Below are 14,207 nucleotides of genomic sequence, written 5' to 3'. Positions count from 1 at the left end.
CGTGGTCCCGGCGGAAGGCCGTCACTATTTTAGGCGTGTCTGATTCGTGTCTCTATCCCGTGACTTGCGGGCTCAACTCACCTTCCCGCGGCCTGAAATTCTCGATCACCCGCAGCAGCACCCGCGCGCCGGTGTCGGCATCGGCGAGCTCGACATGCTCATCAGGATGATGGCTGATCCCGCCGCGGCAGCGGACGAAGATCATGCCGACATCGGCAATGTCGATCATCGCCATGCCGTCGTGCCCTGCCCCGCTCGGCAGCTCGAACACGGAAAAACCTTCCGCTCCGATCGCCTGAGCGATCTGCTCCTTGAGCCAGGGCGCACAGGGGGCAGTGCGGTTCTCGTGCGTGAGGTCGAGCTGAAGCACCAATTGCCGGCGCTTGGCGATCGCCTCGACCTGGCGGACGATGTCGGCGACTGCACGCTTGCGATGCATGTCGGTTGGCGCGCGCACGTCGATGGTGAAGGACACCTCGCCCGGGATGACGTTGGTCGCGCCGGGCCATGCCTGGATGTATCCGACGGTGCCGACCAGCCCGCCCTCGTCGGTCCGGCAAAACTGCTCGATCGCGCCGATGCATTCGGCGGCGCCGGCAAGTGCGTCGCGCCGAAGCGCCATCGGCACCGTGCCGGCATGCCCCGCCATGCCGGTCAGCCGCGGGGCAAGCCGTGTCGCGCCCGCAATCGCGGTGACAATGCCGACAGGCAGGTTCTGTGCTTCGAGCACCGGCCCCTGCTCGATGTGCAGCTCGAGATAGGCAAGCAGCTCGCCTCGCGGCCGCGCAGCCGCGCCGATATGATCGGGATCGAGGCCGAATCTGATGAGCGCATCGCGCATCGACACGCCGTCACGGTCGCGCGTGTTCAGGACGCTCTCGTCGAATGTGCCGGCCACCGCACGGCTACCGAGGAGCGTCGAGGCGAAACGTACTCCCTCTTCATCGGCAAAGCCGACGACCTCGATCGCGAACGGCAGGCGCTTGCCGCGGCGATTGAGGTCTGCGACGCAGGCTATCGCGGTGATCACGCCGAGCGGCCCGTCCCATTTGCCGGCATCTCGCACCGTGTCGTAGTGCGAGCCGAGCATCAGACAGGGCGCACCCGGGCGCTCGCCTTCGTAGCGGCCACAGACATTGCCGATCGCATCGAGATGCGCGCTCATGCCGGCCTCGCGCATCCAACCCAAGATGAGGTCCGCAGCCTCGCGCAGCTCCTTGCTGAGATAGATGCGGGTGAGCTTGCCAACCTCTTCCGATATCGCGGCGAGCTCGTTGATGCGGCGCACGATCTCTTTGCCGAGCGATGTCGTTTGAACGGCGTTCCCAGCAACCATCTCGGCGGGCTTTCCATCTCTCGCGGACCGCTGCTGCGGCGGTCCTGATGACGATCGAGACAAGTTCGGCGCCAGCGAAAATCACGGATCCGGCGCCGTCCAATCCGCACGTGGTTAGCATGAATGCGAGTGGCCGGCCGACCGTCCCGCTCCGTCATACACACGCGCGAACCGGTTAAAGCTGCTTAACTCCATTGCATACAATTGGGAGTTACTGCCCATAAATTAATCTGTCGATCCCCTGACCAGGATTCGGGCAGCGCGCAAGCTCCATTATTTTCAATAGCTTACACTCAAATGAAAGCTCCGCAGCCTGTGGCACGAAGCTTGCGACACTTGTTCCAAGCTCCGCCAGACCGGCGGTAGCCGCGAGATTGAGGCGGGGCATCCGCCAAGGGGAGCAAGCAATGGATTTTGGCAGGATTTCACGACGGCATTTGTTGCAAGGCAGCGCGGCCCTGACCCTCGGTGCCGCGGCTGGCGTCCGCCCGGCCTTCGCAGCCGAGACGACCATCGGCTTCATCTATGTCGGCTCGCGTGACGACTACGGCTATAACCAAGCGCATGCGCAGGGCGCAGCGGCGCTGAAGAAGATTCCCGGCCTCAAGGTCGTCGAGGAAGAGAAGGTGCCGGAGACCGACGCGGTCGAGAAGACGATCGAGTCCATGATCAATCTCGACGGCGCCAGCCTGCTCTTCCCGACATCGTTCGGCTACTACAATTACTACAATCCGCACATGGTCAAGATGGCCAACAAGTACCCGAAGCTGCGCTTCGAGCATTGCGGTGGCTTGTGGAGCGACAAGGATCCGAAGAACGCCGGCAGCTATTTCGGCTATATCGACGAAGCTCAATACATCTCAGGCATCGTCGCCGGCTACACCTCCAAGAGCGGCAAGCTCGGCTTCGTTGCGGCCAAGCCCATCCCGCAGGTGCTGCGCAACATCAACGCTTTCACGCTCGGGGCCAGGCTCGCCAATCCGAAGGCGACCACGCAGGTCATCTTCACCGGTGACTGGTCGATGCCGGTCAAGGAAGCCGAAGCCACCAACAGCCTGATCGACCAGGGCGTTGACGTGCTCACCTGCCACGTCGACGGCCCCAAGACCATGGTCGAGAACGCGGCGCGCCGCGGCGCCTTCGTCTGCGGCTATCACACCAACCAGTCGCCGCTCGCGCCGAAGGCGTATCTCACCGGCGCGGAGTGGAATTGGGAAGCGCTCTATCCGAAGTTCGTGAAGATGATCGCCGCCGGCGAGAGCATCCCGAACTTCTATCGCGGCGGCCTCAAGGAGGAGATCGTCAAGACCTCGCCCTATGGCGAAGCGGTTTCGGCAGAGGCCCGCAAGCACGCAGACGACGTCAAGGCCAAATTCCTCTCGGCTGACGGCTACGCCATCTTCAAGGGCGGACTGGTCGACAACAAGGGCAAGACGGTGATCGCGGCCGGCACCGATCGCGGTCAGAAGGATCCCGAGCTGGAGAAGATGGACTATCTCGTCGAAGGCGTGATCGGAGCGACTTCGTGACGACGGAAGCGGCGGATTCTGTCGAGGCGGTCGGGACAATAGCCCCGGCCGCCGATTACGGCTTTCTCCAACGGCACGGCGGCACGATCGAATATGTCCTGATCCCGGGCGCGGCGCTCGTCGGCGCGCTCGTGGTGTTCGGCATCTTCGTCGCGATGTTCGGCAAGAATCCGCTCGACCTTTATTTCTACATGTACTACGGCGCGTTCGGCACCTGGTTCTCCTGGCAAAACACCCTGACGCGCGCGGCGCCGCTGATCCTCACCGCACTATGCACCGCGTTGCCCGCGCAACTCGGCATGGTCATCATCGGCGGCGAAGGCGCGCTCCTGATCGGCGCACTCTCGGCAACCAGCGCCGCATTGGCGCTTCAAGGCATGCCGCCGCTCGCCGTACAAATTACCATGGTCATCGCCGGCGTGATCGGCGGAGGCTTGTGGGTCATGCTGCCGGGCGGCTTGCGACAGTATCGCGGCGTCAACGAGACCATATCGAGCCTGCTGCTCGTCTACATAGCGCTTGCAATCCTCAACCATCTCGTCGAAGGCGCGATGCGCGATCCCGCGAGCCTCAACAAGCCCTCGACGCGCGAGATCGGCGCCGCCAACATGATCGGCACCATTCCGGGCACCGACGTGCATTGGGGCCTCTTGTTCGGTCTGATCGCCGCCATCGCCGCCTACGTCCTGATCTATCACACCGTGTTCGGCTTCGCCGCGCGGGTTGCCGGCGGCAACATCCGCGCCGCGAAAATCGTCGGCCTCGGCGTCAACAAGCTGATCCTGACCATCTGCTTTCTCGCCGGCGGCGCCGCGGGCCTTGCCGGCATGGTCGAGGTCGCCGCCGTGCAGGGACGCACCAATGCCAATCTTGCTGCCGGCTACGGCTTCACCGGCATTCTCGTTGCCTTCCTCGCGCGGCAAAATCCGCTCGCCATCATTCCCGTCGCGATCCTGCTCGGCGGCATCAGCGCCAGCGGCGGCCTGCTGCAACGGCGCCTCGGATTGCCCGATGCATCCGTGCTGGTGCTCCAGGGCATCATCTTCGTCTTCGTGCTGGCCAGCGATGCGCTCTACGGCCGCATCGGATTCCTGAAAGGCAAGTCCTGATGGCAGACGGATCGATCGGACTCTGGACCGTCCCGCTCGCCGTGCTCGGCGGCGCCATTCGCGTTTCCACGCCGTTCCTGTTCGTGAGCCTGGGGGAATGCATCACCGAGCGCTCCGGCCGCATCAATCTCGGCCTCGAAGGCACGCTGGTGATGGGCGCGATGAGCGCCTATGGCATCTCCTACCTTTCAGGCTCTCCTTGGCTGGGCGTGTTCGCAGCTGGCATCACCGGCGCACTGCTGGGCGCGCTGCACGCTGGCATCTGTTCGCTGCCGCGCGTCAACGACGTCGCCGTCGGCATTGCGTTGATGCTGTTCGGTACCGGCCTTGCCTTCTATCTCGGCAAGCCGCTGATCGAGCCCACTGCGCCGCGGCTGCCGGCGATTGATTTCGGCTGGTGGAGCGACGTCCCGCAGGTCCGCGCCGCGCTGCGCGTCAACGTGCTCTTCCTGATCGGCGTTGCACTCGCACCGATCCTGTACTGGGCCTTCCGCACCACGCGCTGGGGCTTGCTCATCCGAACCGCTGGCGAGAGCTCGGATGCCGCGCGCGCGATGGGCCACTCGGTGCTGCTGATCCGCCTGCGCGCCACCATGGTCGGCGGCTTCCTCGCCGGCATCGGCGGCTCGTTCCTGTCGCTGTTCTATCCCGGCAGCTGGAATGAAGGATTGTCCTCGGGCCAGGGCATCACGGCGGTGGCGCTCGTGATCTTCGCGCGCTGGGATCCCCTGCTCTGCCTATGGGCCTCGCTCGCCTTCGGCGGCGCCGCGGCGCTGGGGCCGGCGCTGCAATCGGTTGGCGTCACCTCCGGGTATCACCTTTTCAATGCCGCGCCATACATCCTGACGCTGGGGATCATGATTATCACCTGCTCGCCCAAACGCACGCTGACCGGAGCCCCGGCGGAATTGTCGATCACACGCTAGAGAGCAAGATCATGCCCGAGCGCCACATCAAGTCCGAGCCCTATGCCTGGCCCTATAACGGCGACCTCCGCCCCGAAAACACCGCGCTCATCATCATCGACATGCAGACCGACTTCTGCGGCATCGGCGGCTATGTCGACAAGATGGGCTACGACCTCTCGCTGACACGGGCACCGATCGAGCCGATCAGGAAGCTGCTCGCAATGATGCGAAGCCAAGGCTTCCATATCATCCATACCCGTGAAGGCCACCGCCCCGATCTCTCCGATCTTCCCGCCAACAAGCGCTGGCGCTCGCGCCAGATCGGCGCCGGCATCGGCGATCCCGGCCCCTGCGGCCGCATCCTGGTGCGCGGCGAGCCCGGCTGGGACATCATCCCGGAGCTGGCGCCGCTGCCGGGCGAGCCGATCATCGACAAGCCGGGCAAGGGCTCGTTCTGCGCCACCGACCTGGAGCTGATCCTGCGGGTGCGCGGCATCGAGAACATCGTGCTCACGGGCATCACCACCGACGTCTGCGTTCACACCACCATGCGCGAGGCCAACGACCGTGGGTTCGAATGCGTACTGCTGCACGATTGCTGTGGCGCGACCGACAAGAGCAACCACGACCACGCGCTGAAGATGATCAAGATGCAGGGCGGCGTGTTCGGCGCGGTCTCGACGTCGGACGCCTTCATCGGAGCGATTTCGTGATCATCGGTGAAACGCCACCGCCCTCCGGCGCCTTCGGCGTCGATGCCGTCGCCATGACCATGCGCTTCGGCGATTTCCTGGCGCTGGACAATGTCGAGCTGAAGGTGCGGCCGGGCTCGTTCCACGCGCTGCTCGGCGAGAACGGCGCCGGCAAATCGACCCTCGTCAAATGCATCATGGGCTATTACCACGCCACCGAGGGCGACATCCTCGTCGGCGGGCGCGAGCAGGCGATCGGCAATCCGAAGGACGCCCATGCGCTCGGGCTCGGCATGGTCTACCAGCATTTTACGCTGGTGCCGGCGATGACGGTCGCGGAAAACCTCGTGCTGGCCCGCGACGATGTGCCGGCGGTGGTGAACTGGCCGAAGGAGATGAAGGAGCTCGAGGCGTTTCTGAGCCGCATGCCCTTCAAGGTGCCGCTCGGCGCCAAAGTCTCGGACATCTCTGCCGGCGAACGCCAAAAGTGCGAGATCCTCAAGCAGCTCTACCTGAAGCGTCGCTTCCTGATCCTGGACGAGCCGACCTCGGTGCTGACGCCGGCGGAAGCCGACGAGGTGCTCGGCATGCTCCGCGGCCTGGTCGTCAGGGGTGAGCTGACGATCCTGATGATCACGCACAAGTTCCGCGAGGTCATGGCGTTCGCCGACGACGTCACGATCCTGCGCCGCGGCAAGCTGGCGGGTCATGGCAAGGTGGCTGAGCTCACGCCGGACGCGATGGCTCGCACCATGATCGGCGCCGAGGAGTTGACGGTGCAGCCGCCGCGCACCGGTAAGGCTGGCCAAGCCAGGCTCGAGCTGCAAAAGCTCCGTGCGCTCGACGATGCCGGCGCAGTCGCCGTGCATGACGTTTCGCTCACTGTCCGGGCCGGCGAGATCGTCGGCATCGCCGGTGTCTCCGGCAACGGCCAGCGCCAGCTGGTCGAGGTGCTGGCCGGCCAGCGCGAGGCCGAAAGCGGCGAGATCCGTGTTGCCGGCGATCCCTACCGCGCCAGCCGCGAGGAGATGCGGCGCCACAAGATGTCGCTCCTGCCCGAGGAGCCATTGAAGAACGCCTGCGTCGGCGGCATGAGCGTCGCCGACAACATCGCCTTCCGCGAATTCGACCGTGCGCCCTTCGCCCGTGGCGGCTGGTGGCTCAATCGCGGCGCCTTTCGAGACGATGCCAGGACGAAGATCGCGCAATACAAGATCAAGACCCGCACGCCGGATACGCCGATCTCGGCACTGTCCGGCGGCAACGTGCAACGCGCCGTGCTCGCCCGCGAACTTGCCGGCGACGTCGAGGTGCTGATCGCGGCCAATCCCTGTTTCGGCCTCGACTTCGCAGCGGTGGCGCAGATCCACGCCGAGATCATGGCCGCCCGCAACCGCGGCGCCGCCGTGCTGCTCGTCAGCGAGGATCTCGACGAATTGCTCGAACTGTCCGATCGGCTGGTGGTGATGTTCCACGGCGAATTCGTGTATGAAGCACGGACCAGCGAGGCCGACCTCACCGTGGTGGGCCGGCACATGGCGGGGCACTGACCAGGGAGCAGCGATGAGCGGCGCATCCGAGCGGGACGAGTACTTCCTGCGTCTGTCCTTCGCGATCGCCCGCCGCTCCCTGACCCATGGCAATCACCCTTTCGGCTGCATCGTCGTCGATGCGGATAGCAACGTGCTGATCGAGACCGAGAACGGCTACATGCCGGATCACGACGGCACCGCGCATGCCGAGCGCCTCGCGGCCACGCAGGCCTGCCGCACGCTCAGTCGCGAAGTGCTGGCGACGGCGACGCTCTATTCCTCCGCCGAGCCCTGCGCGATGTGCGCCGGCGCGATCTACTGGGCCGGCATCGGCCGCGTGGTTTACGGTCTCAGCGAGCACCGCCTGCGCGGCGTTACCGGCAACCATCCGGAGAATCCAACGCTCGACCTGCCCTGCCGCGAGGTCTTTGCCAGCGGGCAGCGGCCGACCGAGGTGATCGGGCCGTTGCTGGAGGATGAGGCCGAGGCGCTGCACGAGGGCGCGTGGACGAAGTAGCAGCACATCCAAAAGGAGATGACGCCGCGGAGGTTTGACGCGGCGCCATCGTCACCTGCAGTACCGTAGCAACCATTAAACGCCGAGGAGTTTTTCAGTCCACGGCGTTCCGCGTTGCACGACGGTGTTGGCATAGATGAGCAGCTTGCGCGCGCATGCGATGAGAGCGGCATTGTGAGCCTTTCCGGCCGCAGTCAGGCGGGCATAGAGGGCCATGACGGCCTTATTCCAGCGGAAGGCCGCAGGCAGGGCTGCCGCAAACAGAGAGCGACGCAGGCGAGCGCGGCCGCCGGCGATACGGCGTTGGCCCTTGTACTGCCCGCTATCGTTGTCGAAGGGAGCCAGCCCGGCAAGGGCTGCGACTTCCTCCCGGCTGACACGGCCGAGTTCAGGCATGCGGACCAGGAGGGCCAGTGCCGTGCGCTCACCGATCCCGGGAATGCTCATCACGAGGTCAAGGCGGACAGCGAGATCGTGGTGAGCGCGTAGTTGCTTGGCGATGTGACGGATTTGGGAGAGCCGCCTTGCCTTCAACCGGGCAATGTCATCCAGCACGATGCGGCGTAGCCCAGGCTTATCGAGATGCTCGAGCCGGGTCTTGAAGCGCTTGATGTCGTCCTCGATCTGCTCGAGGAAGGTGAGCTGCTCGGCGAGCTCCGCCAAGCGCGGATCCGGCGCACTCCTCACCTCTTCGAGCGATGCCGCGCAGGCCGCAATCAGCGCGGCATCCAGCGTATCGTTCTTGGCGCGACGCAATCGGGAGCGGCCGAACGCCTTGACCTGGATCGGCTGCAGCACCAGCACGATGACGCCGGCCGCACGCAAATGCTCCACTACCCCACGCTCGTAACCGCCGGTCGCTTCGATCCCGACTCGCTTGACGCCAGCTTTGGTCAGCAGTTGCACCAGCTTCCGCCAACCGGGAAGGTCGTTGGCGACCTCCCAACCCTCGTCTCGACCATGAACTACAATGTCGAGCTTCGCCTTGGACGTATCGATTCCCGCTGTCGTCGTGCTAGTCTGTGCCATCTTCGTCGACCCTGCCTTGTGAAGCGAACCTGATTGTTCCGGCAACCATCCGGGTCCGATGAAGGTGCTGGCGCGATCCTGCTACGGGGCAGCCACAAACTGCTCAGGGTGGGCGCGATCCGATCGCCAGCGGCCTGCCGCGGGTTGCAGCCGCGGCAGGCCATTCCTCACGGAACACGCCGACAATATCTGATTGCGCTATTACAAGGGTGGGCAAAGGCGCGCATGCGCCGTGCCCACCATCGGAGTGCTACAGAAGCAGAAGCGGTGGGCACGCTTCGCTTTGCCCACCCTGCGACTACCGAGCGTTAGAACTTCACGGTGATACCGGAATAGAGCGAGGACTCGGTGCAGGAGCCGGTGCTGACCGTCCGGCCACCGACGGCCGTGGTACAGCCGACGGCAAGGTTGTGATCGAGGCCGAACTTGTTCTGCCAGTAGCGGTAGGCCACCCAGACGTCCACGAAGTGGGAGTACTTGTCACCCCAGGCCGCCTTCGAGGCGTCGAAGGTCAGACGGATGGGTTCCGAGTTCAACTCGACCGCCGTGTTGTAGACGCCATTCGCCGGGCTGTAGGGAAGCGGCTCGGTGTCGGTGCCCTTCTTGCCGTACCAGCCAGCGCGGCCGCTGATCGAGAAGTACTGCATGTTCGGCGGCAGGAAGCCGAGGTCCATGTAGTAATTGACTTCGACAGCCCAGGTTGGCTTGAACGACGTGTTGCCGTCCGCGAGACACGTCACTCCGGGAACGCCCGGACCGAACAGCCCGCACTGGCTGAAGGAATTGTGGTTGGCGAACTCCCAATAGACCAGCGGCGCGACGTTGATGTAGCCCTTGTAGGGCAGGTCGAACGCGAACTGCAGGCCGCCGACGACGTCGCGCTTGGCGGCGCCGAAATACCTGTTCTCGGTATTGGCATCCATGCCGACTTCAAACGAGATGTTGTGCAGCGGCCCCGCGGTGAAAGCCTTGGTGTTGAAGAGCTCGTTCCAGCCGAAGGTCGAGCGGAACAGGCCGTAGATTTCGGTCGCTCCGGCGCAGGATGCCGGCGCGCCGAAGATCGTGCCCGCGTTGGTGCAGGGTCCCGCCGGGTCATTGTGATCCGACTTGAACATGGAGATGGTGAAGAAGTTCGTGCCGTATGCCCAGAGGTCGAAATGGGTAAACGAATAGACCTGCTTGGTGGTCTTGCTGTTGATCGATCCATCCGGCCGGAATGACCACGCGCCCGGCTGCGAGGCGTTGAAGATGTACGAGAACGTGACGCGGTTATCGATGACCAGGAAGAACGGAAGGTCCGGCGCCTTCTTGACCGCCTTGACCGGCAGATCCGCCGCTTGAGCCAGGCCACCGGTGGCCAGCGTAGCAAGTGACAGCGCCGCTGCTGCCATTGCCGTGTAACGAAACGACATCCTGAATACCCCCAAGTTTGGACACGTAAAAATGAACGTCCCCTGGGTGCGACACTTGCGCCGATCTTCCGGAGTGAGAAGCCTCAACTTTTCACACGGCGTGCCGCTTGTTGCGGCAGCATGTGACGAGTCATCGAGGAGATTGCAGAGTGCCCGCACGTAGTGAGCACGAGAGGCAAGGGATCGCTATTGCCGAACATTCCCGATTGTTTTTATTCGGATTTTCTGATCGCGCCCCGATGCGAGGCCGAGTTGGAGCAGCCGTCGCGACCGCTGCGCTGCAAGCGCTGGACGGACCGACGCATCATTGCTCAACATGGCATCAAGCCTGCACAGCGGGTTCCGATTTGGTTTGAACCGTCACAAATTTGCAACAGGCGCGGCTCGAAGCGCGATAGCTTCCGCTGTCCATGTTTGCGCTCGAAAGCGCGGAACGACTCAACCGGCACCGCTGCACCTGCCGCAGCATTGAGCAAGGGATGACGCTTTTTCACATCTTACGCGGCGGCTCAAACTAGCCCACAATTGAGGCACTTCATCCATGCCAGCGCATCACCGAATGTTAGATCAGACGCCTAACGGCCTGCATTCCGGCGAGCCCCCTCTGCTTCAGGCGATCGGGCTCACCAAGCGCTATGGTGATTTCCTCGCCAACGATGCCATCGACATCGAGATCCAGCCGAGGGAAATCCACGCGCTGCTCGGCGAGAACGGCGCCGGCAAGTCAACGCTGGTCAAGGCGATCTACGGATTGATCCAGCCCAGCGCCGGCGAGATTCGCTGGCAGGGCGAACGACTAGTGCTGTCCGGTCCCTCGGACGCGCGCAGGTGCGGCATCGGCATGGTGTTCCAGCATTTCTCGCTGTTCGACAATCTCACCGTCGCCGAGAACGTCGCGCTCGGCCTCGACGGGAAGGAATCGTTCAAGGACATGTCGGCACGGCTGGAGCGGGTCTCGAAGACCTACGGACTGCCGCTCGATCCCCGACGCGAGGTCTGGCAATTGTCGGTCGGCGAGCGCCAACGCATCGAGATCGTCCGCGCGCTGATGCAGGATCCGAAATTCCTGATCCTGGACGAACCCACCGCAGTGCTGACGCCTCAGGAAGCCGACCAGCTTTTCATCGTGCTGGAGCGGCTCAAGGCCGAAGGCCGCGCCATCCTCTACATAAGCCACAAGCTCGAGGAAGTGAAGCGGCTCTGCGACACCGCAACGATCCTGCGCGGCGGCAGGAAGGTCGAAACCTGCAATCCCCGGCGCGAGACCGCCGCCTCGCTCGCGCGCATGATGGTCGGGGCTGAGATCAAGGAAGTGAAGGCCGCATCCGGCCGCAAGACCACCGTGCCGCGTCTCGTCGTCAACGATCTCTCGCTCTCTCCAAGCGAAGCGCATGGCGTACGTCTCGAGCACATTTCGTTCGAGCTGAAGGGCGGCGAGATCTTGGGCATCGCCGGCGTCGCCGGCAACGGCCAGGACGAGCTGTTCGCCGCACTCTCCGGCGAGCGCCTGTCGAAGGACCCCGGCACCGTCGTGATCGAGGGCATCGCCGCCGGCCACCTCTCGATCACGCAGCGGCGCAAGCTCGGCGCCGCCTTCGTGCCCGAGGAGCGTCTCGGCCACGGCACCGCGCCGCGCATGAAGCTGTCGGAGAACGCGCTGCTCACCGGGCATGCCGCCAGCGGCATGGTCCGCCACGGCTTCATCGACACCGCGGCAACGCTGAAGACGGTCGACCGCGCGACCGAAACGTTTGACGTCCGCAAGGCCAGACGCGATCCGGAAGCAGCATCCCTCTCCGGCGGCAATCTGCAGAAATTCATCGTCGGCCGCGAGATCCTGCGCAACCCGGCGGTGCTGGTGGTCAGCCAGCCGACCTGGGGCGTCGACGCCGGCGCAGCCGCCGTGATCCGCCAGGCGCTGCTTGATCTCGCAGCCGCTGGCGCCGCCGTGCTCGTGACCAGCCAGGATCTCGACGAGCTCACGGAGATCGCCGACCGCATCGCCGTGATGTTTCACGGCCGGCTGTCGGCTCCGCTCGCCGCCAGCGAAGCGAGCCGCGAAAAGCTCGGCCTTCTCATGGGCGGCAGCAGCCTGGAGAAGGAGGTCACGCATGCAGTTGGTGCTTGAGAAGCGCGCCGAAAGCTCCAACACGATCGCGCTGATCTCGCCACTGATCGCGATCGGCCTCACGATCGTGACCATGGTCATTCTGTTCGCGATCCTCGGCAAGAATCCGCTGCTCGCTTTGCATGCCTATTTCATCGCGCCCCTCACCGACGGCTATTCGCTCCAGGAGATCGCGGTGAAGGCCACGCCGCTGGTGATGATCGCGATCGGGCTGTCGCTCTGCTATCTCGCCAATGCCTGGAACATCGGCGCCGAGGGACAATTCCTGATCGGCGCCGTCGCCGGAAGCTGGATTGCGGTGAAGACGCAGGGCACCGATGCCGGCGGCTGGGTGCTGCCGGCCATGCTCGTGCTCGCCGCGGCCGCAGGCGCGCTCTATGCACTCGTCCCCGCGATCTGCAAGGTGAAGTTCGGCGCCAGTGAAATCCTGACCAGCCTGATGCTGGTCTATGTCGCCGACCTCTTCCTCGACTATCTGGTGCGCGGCCCCTGGCGCGATCCGCACGGCTTCAACTTCCCAACCACAGCGGAGTTCGATCCGGTGGCAACGGTGCCGCTGCTGATCGAGGGCGGCCGGCTGCACCTCGGCTCGATCATCTCCCTGCTCGTGGTCGCTGCAGCCGCGATCCTGCTCGGGCGCACCATCAAGGGCTTTGAGATCCGCGTCGTCGGTGCAGCCCCCCGTGCCGCGCGGTTCGGTGGCTTCAATGCCGACCAGCTAATCATCCTGACCTTCGCCGTCTCCGGTGCGCTGGCGGGCCTCGCCGGCATCATCGAGGTCGCCGGTCCAGTTGGGCATCTCCAGCCCGGCATCTCGCCTGGTTACGGCTTTACCGCGATCATTGTGGCCTTCCTTGGCCGACTGAACCCGCTTGGAATATTAATTGCAGGCCTTTTCCTCGCACTGACCTTTATCGGCGGCGAGCAGGCACAGATCGCGATGAAGATCCCGTTGGACGTCACCAAGGTCTTTCAGGGCATTTTGTTGTTCTACGTGCTCGCCTGCGATTCCCTCATCCTCTACCGCTTCAAGCTGACCTTCCCGAACCGACAGGTGACCCGTGGAGCTGGTTGAGGCCATCATTCTCGCGGTACTCGCCGCATCGACGCCGCTACTGATCGCGGCGACCGGCGAGCTCGTGACCGAGCGTTCCGGCGTGCTCAATCTTGGCGTCGAAGGCATGATGATCGTCGGCGCGGCCTGCGGCTTTGCCGGCGCCTGGCTGACCGGCTCGATCTTCATTGGTGCGCTGTTCGGCATCGTCGCGGGCACGCTGATGTCACTGGTCTTCGCGCTGATGACGCTCGGGCTCGCCGTCAACCAAGTCGCAACGGGTCTCGCGCTGACCATTCTCGGCATCGGGCTCTCCGGCCTGATCGGGGCCGGCTTCGTCGGCGAGCGCATTACGCCAGCGGTGCACCTCACCATTTCCGGCCTCACGGATGTCCCCCTGATCGGCCGGGTGCTGTTCGGCGAGGACGCCTTTGTCTATTTTTCGGTCGCGCTCATCGTTGGCGTCTGGTGGTTCCTGTACCGCACGCGCGCGGGATTGATCCTGCGCGCCTGCGGCGACAATCACGTTTCCGCGCATGCACTCGGCTATCCCGTGCTGCGCATCCGCACCTTCGCCGTGATGTTCGGCGGCGCCTGCGCAGGGCTTGCGGGCGCTTATCTGCCGCTCGCCTATACGCCGTTCTTCATTCCCGGCATGACCGCAGGCCGCGGCTGGATCGCGCTGGCGCTGGTCGTGTTCTCGTCCTGGCGGCCGGGCCGGCTCGTCATTGGCGCTTACCTCTTCGGCGCGGTGACGATCCTGCAACTGCATGCGCAGGGCTGGGGCGTCGGCATCCCCTCGCAGTTCATGTCGGCGCTGCCGTACCTCGCAACCGTCATCGTCCTGGTCCTGCTCTCCCGCGCGCGCACTGGCGGCTCGACCGCGCCGGCCGCGCTCGGCACCGTGTTCGTGCCTGACCGCTGAGTTTCGTTTCCGCAGCGTGCGCGATGGGGCGCGCGC

12 protein-coding genes are annotated in these 14,207 nt (G+C 64.5%); 9 read left to right on the top strand and 3 right to left on the bottom strand.

The window, feature by feature from the left end:
- Window positions 1-52 precede the first annotated feature (52 nt).
- A complete protein-coding gene (locus tag ACNJX8_RS13665) occupies window positions 53-1,336 on the bottom strand; it encodes an allantoate amidohydrolase (protein WP_439361018.1) in 1,284 nt (427 codons plus the stop codon).
- Between the two features lie 407 nt (window positions 1,337-1,743).
- Between ACNJX8_RS13665 and ACNJX8_RS13660 the strand changes: the two genes are divergently transcribed.
- From ACNJX8_RS13660 to ACNJX8_RS13635, 6 genes are read left to right on the top strand one after another with little or no spacing between them, the layout of a single operon-like run.
- Window positions 1,744-2,865 (top strand): BMP family ABC transporter substrate-binding protein, encoded by a 1,122-nt coding sequence (locus ACNJX8_RS13660; protein WP_439361017.1) that lies wholly within the window; start codon window positions 1,744-1,746, stop codon window positions 2,863-2,865.
- Entirely contained in the window at window positions 2,862-3,974 is a 1,113-nt protein-coding gene (locus ACNJX8_RS13655) for an ABC transporter permease (RefSeq protein WP_439361015.1), read from the top strand. Before ACNJX8_RS13660 ends, ACNJX8_RS13655 begins: the two co-directional genes overlap by 4 nt.
- Window positions 3,974-4,900, top strand: a complete 927-nt coding sequence (locus ACNJX8_RS13650; protein WP_439361013.1) for an ABC transporter permease — start codon at window positions 3,974-3,976, stop codon at window positions 4,898-4,900. Before ACNJX8_RS13655 ends, ACNJX8_RS13650 begins: the two co-directional genes overlap by 1 nt.
- Before the next feature lie 11 nt (window positions 4,901-4,911).
- Window positions 4,912-5,595, top strand: a complete 684-nt coding sequence (biuH, locus tag ACNJX8_RS13645; protein WP_249756855.1) for a biuret amidohydrolase — start codon at window positions 4,912-4,914, stop codon at window positions 5,593-5,595.
- The gene (locus ACNJX8_RS13640) at window positions 5,592-7,124 is read left to right on the top strand and encodes an ABC transporter ATP-binding protein (RefSeq protein ID WP_439361011.1); all 1,533 of its coding nucleotides are present in this window, start codon (window positions 5,592-5,594) and stop codon (window positions 7,122-7,124) included. The genes biuH and ACNJX8_RS13640 overlap by 4 nt, the downstream gene beginning before the upstream one ends.
- Window positions 7,125-7,137: 13 nt before the next feature.
- A complete protein-coding gene (locus tag ACNJX8_RS13635; RefSeq protein ID WP_439361009.1) occupies window positions 7,138-7,623 on the top strand; it encodes a nucleoside deaminase in 486 nt (161 codons plus the stop codon).
- Between the two features lie 75 nt (window positions 7,624-7,698).
- On the opposite strand, the gene ACNJX8_RS13630 is transcribed toward ACNJX8_RS13635, so the two are convergent.
- Both ACNJX8_RS13630 and ACNJX8_RS13625 read right to left on the bottom strand, forming a co-directional pair.
- A complete protein-coding gene (locus tag ACNJX8_RS13630) occupies window positions 7,699-8,652 on the bottom strand; it encodes an IS110 family transposase (protein WP_128930866.1) in 954 nt (317 codons plus the stop codon).
- A 308-nt stretch (window positions 8,653-8,960) separates the two neighbouring features.
- On the bottom strand, window positions 8,961-10,064 hold the full coding sequence (locus ACNJX8_RS13625) for a hypothetical protein (protein ID WP_128944312.1): 1,104 nt from the start codon (window positions 10,062-10,064) through the stop codon (window positions 8,961-8,963).
- 559 nt (window positions 10,065-10,623) lie between these two features.
- On the opposite strand from ACNJX8_RS13625, the gene ACNJX8_RS13620 reads away from it, so the two are divergent.
- From ACNJX8_RS13620 to ACNJX8_RS13610, 3 genes are read left to right on the top strand one after another with little or no spacing between them, the layout of a single operon-like run.
- Window positions 10,624-12,192, top strand: a complete 1,569-nt coding sequence (locus ACNJX8_RS13620) for an ABC transporter ATP-binding protein (RefSeq protein WP_439361007.1) — start codon at window positions 10,624-10,626, stop codon at window positions 12,190-12,192.
- On the top strand, window positions 12,176-13,267 hold the full coding sequence (locus ACNJX8_RS13615; RefSeq protein WP_439361005.1) for an ABC transporter permease: 1,092 nt from the start codon (window positions 12,176-12,178) through the stop codon (window positions 13,265-13,267). Before ACNJX8_RS13620 ends, ACNJX8_RS13615 begins: the two co-directional genes overlap by 17 nt.
- Complete coding sequence (locus ACNJX8_RS13610) at window positions 13,254-14,171, top strand: ABC transporter permease (RefSeq protein WP_439361003.1); 918 nt, start codon at window positions 13,254-13,256, stop codon at window positions 14,169-14,171. The genes ACNJX8_RS13615 and ACNJX8_RS13610 overlap by 14 nt, the downstream gene beginning before the upstream one ends.
- Window positions 14,172-14,207 lie beyond the last annotated feature (36 nt).

Source organism: Bradyrhizobium sp. SPXBL-04 (assembly GCF_051853035.1).
Lineage (GTDB): Bacteria > Pseudomonadota > Alphaproteobacteria > Rhizobiales > Xanthobacteraceae > Bradyrhizobium > Bradyrhizobium zhanjiangense.
The sequence above is the reverse complement of the archived record's forward strand: the minus strand, read 5'-3'. Positions and strand labels throughout refer to the sequence as shown.

Bases quoted from the DNA above. Each gene is read 5' to 3' on its own strand.
- biuH (WP_249756855.1), top strand. From the start codon at position 4,912: ATGCCCGAGCGCCACATCAAGTCCGAGCCCTATGCCTGGCCCTATAAC.
- ACNJX8_RS13650 (WP_439361013.1), top strand. From the start codon at position 3,974: ATGGCAGACGGATCGATCGGACTCTGGACCGTCCCGCTCGCCGTGCTC.
- ACNJX8_RS13635 (WP_439361009.1), top strand. From the start codon at position 7,138: ATGAGCGGCGCATCCGAGCGGGACGAGTACTTCCTGCGTCTGTCCTTC.
- ACNJX8_RS13630 (WP_128930866.1), bottom strand. From the start codon at position 8,652: ATGGCACAGACTAGCACGACGACAGCGGGAATCGATACGTCCAAGGCG.
- ACNJX8_RS13660 (WP_439361017.1), top strand. From the start codon at position 1,744: ATGGATTTTGGCAGGATTTCACGACGGCATTTGTTGCAAGGCAGCGCG.
- ACNJX8_RS13615 (WP_439361005.1), top strand. From the start codon at position 12,176: ATGCAGTTGGTGCTTGAGAAGCGCGCCGAAAGCTCCAACACGATCGCG.
- ACNJX8_RS13625 (WP_128944312.1), bottom strand. From the start codon at position 10,064: ATGTCGTTTCGTTACACGGCAATGGCAGCAGCGGCGCTGTCACTTGCT.
- ACNJX8_RS13620 (WP_439361007.1), top strand. From the start codon at position 10,624: ATGTTAGATCAGACGCCTAACGGCCTGCATTCCGGCGAGCCCCCTCTG.
- ACNJX8_RS13665 (WP_439361018.1), bottom strand. From the start codon at position 1,336: ATGGTTGCTGGGAACGCCGTTCAAACGACATCGCTCGGCAAAGAGATC.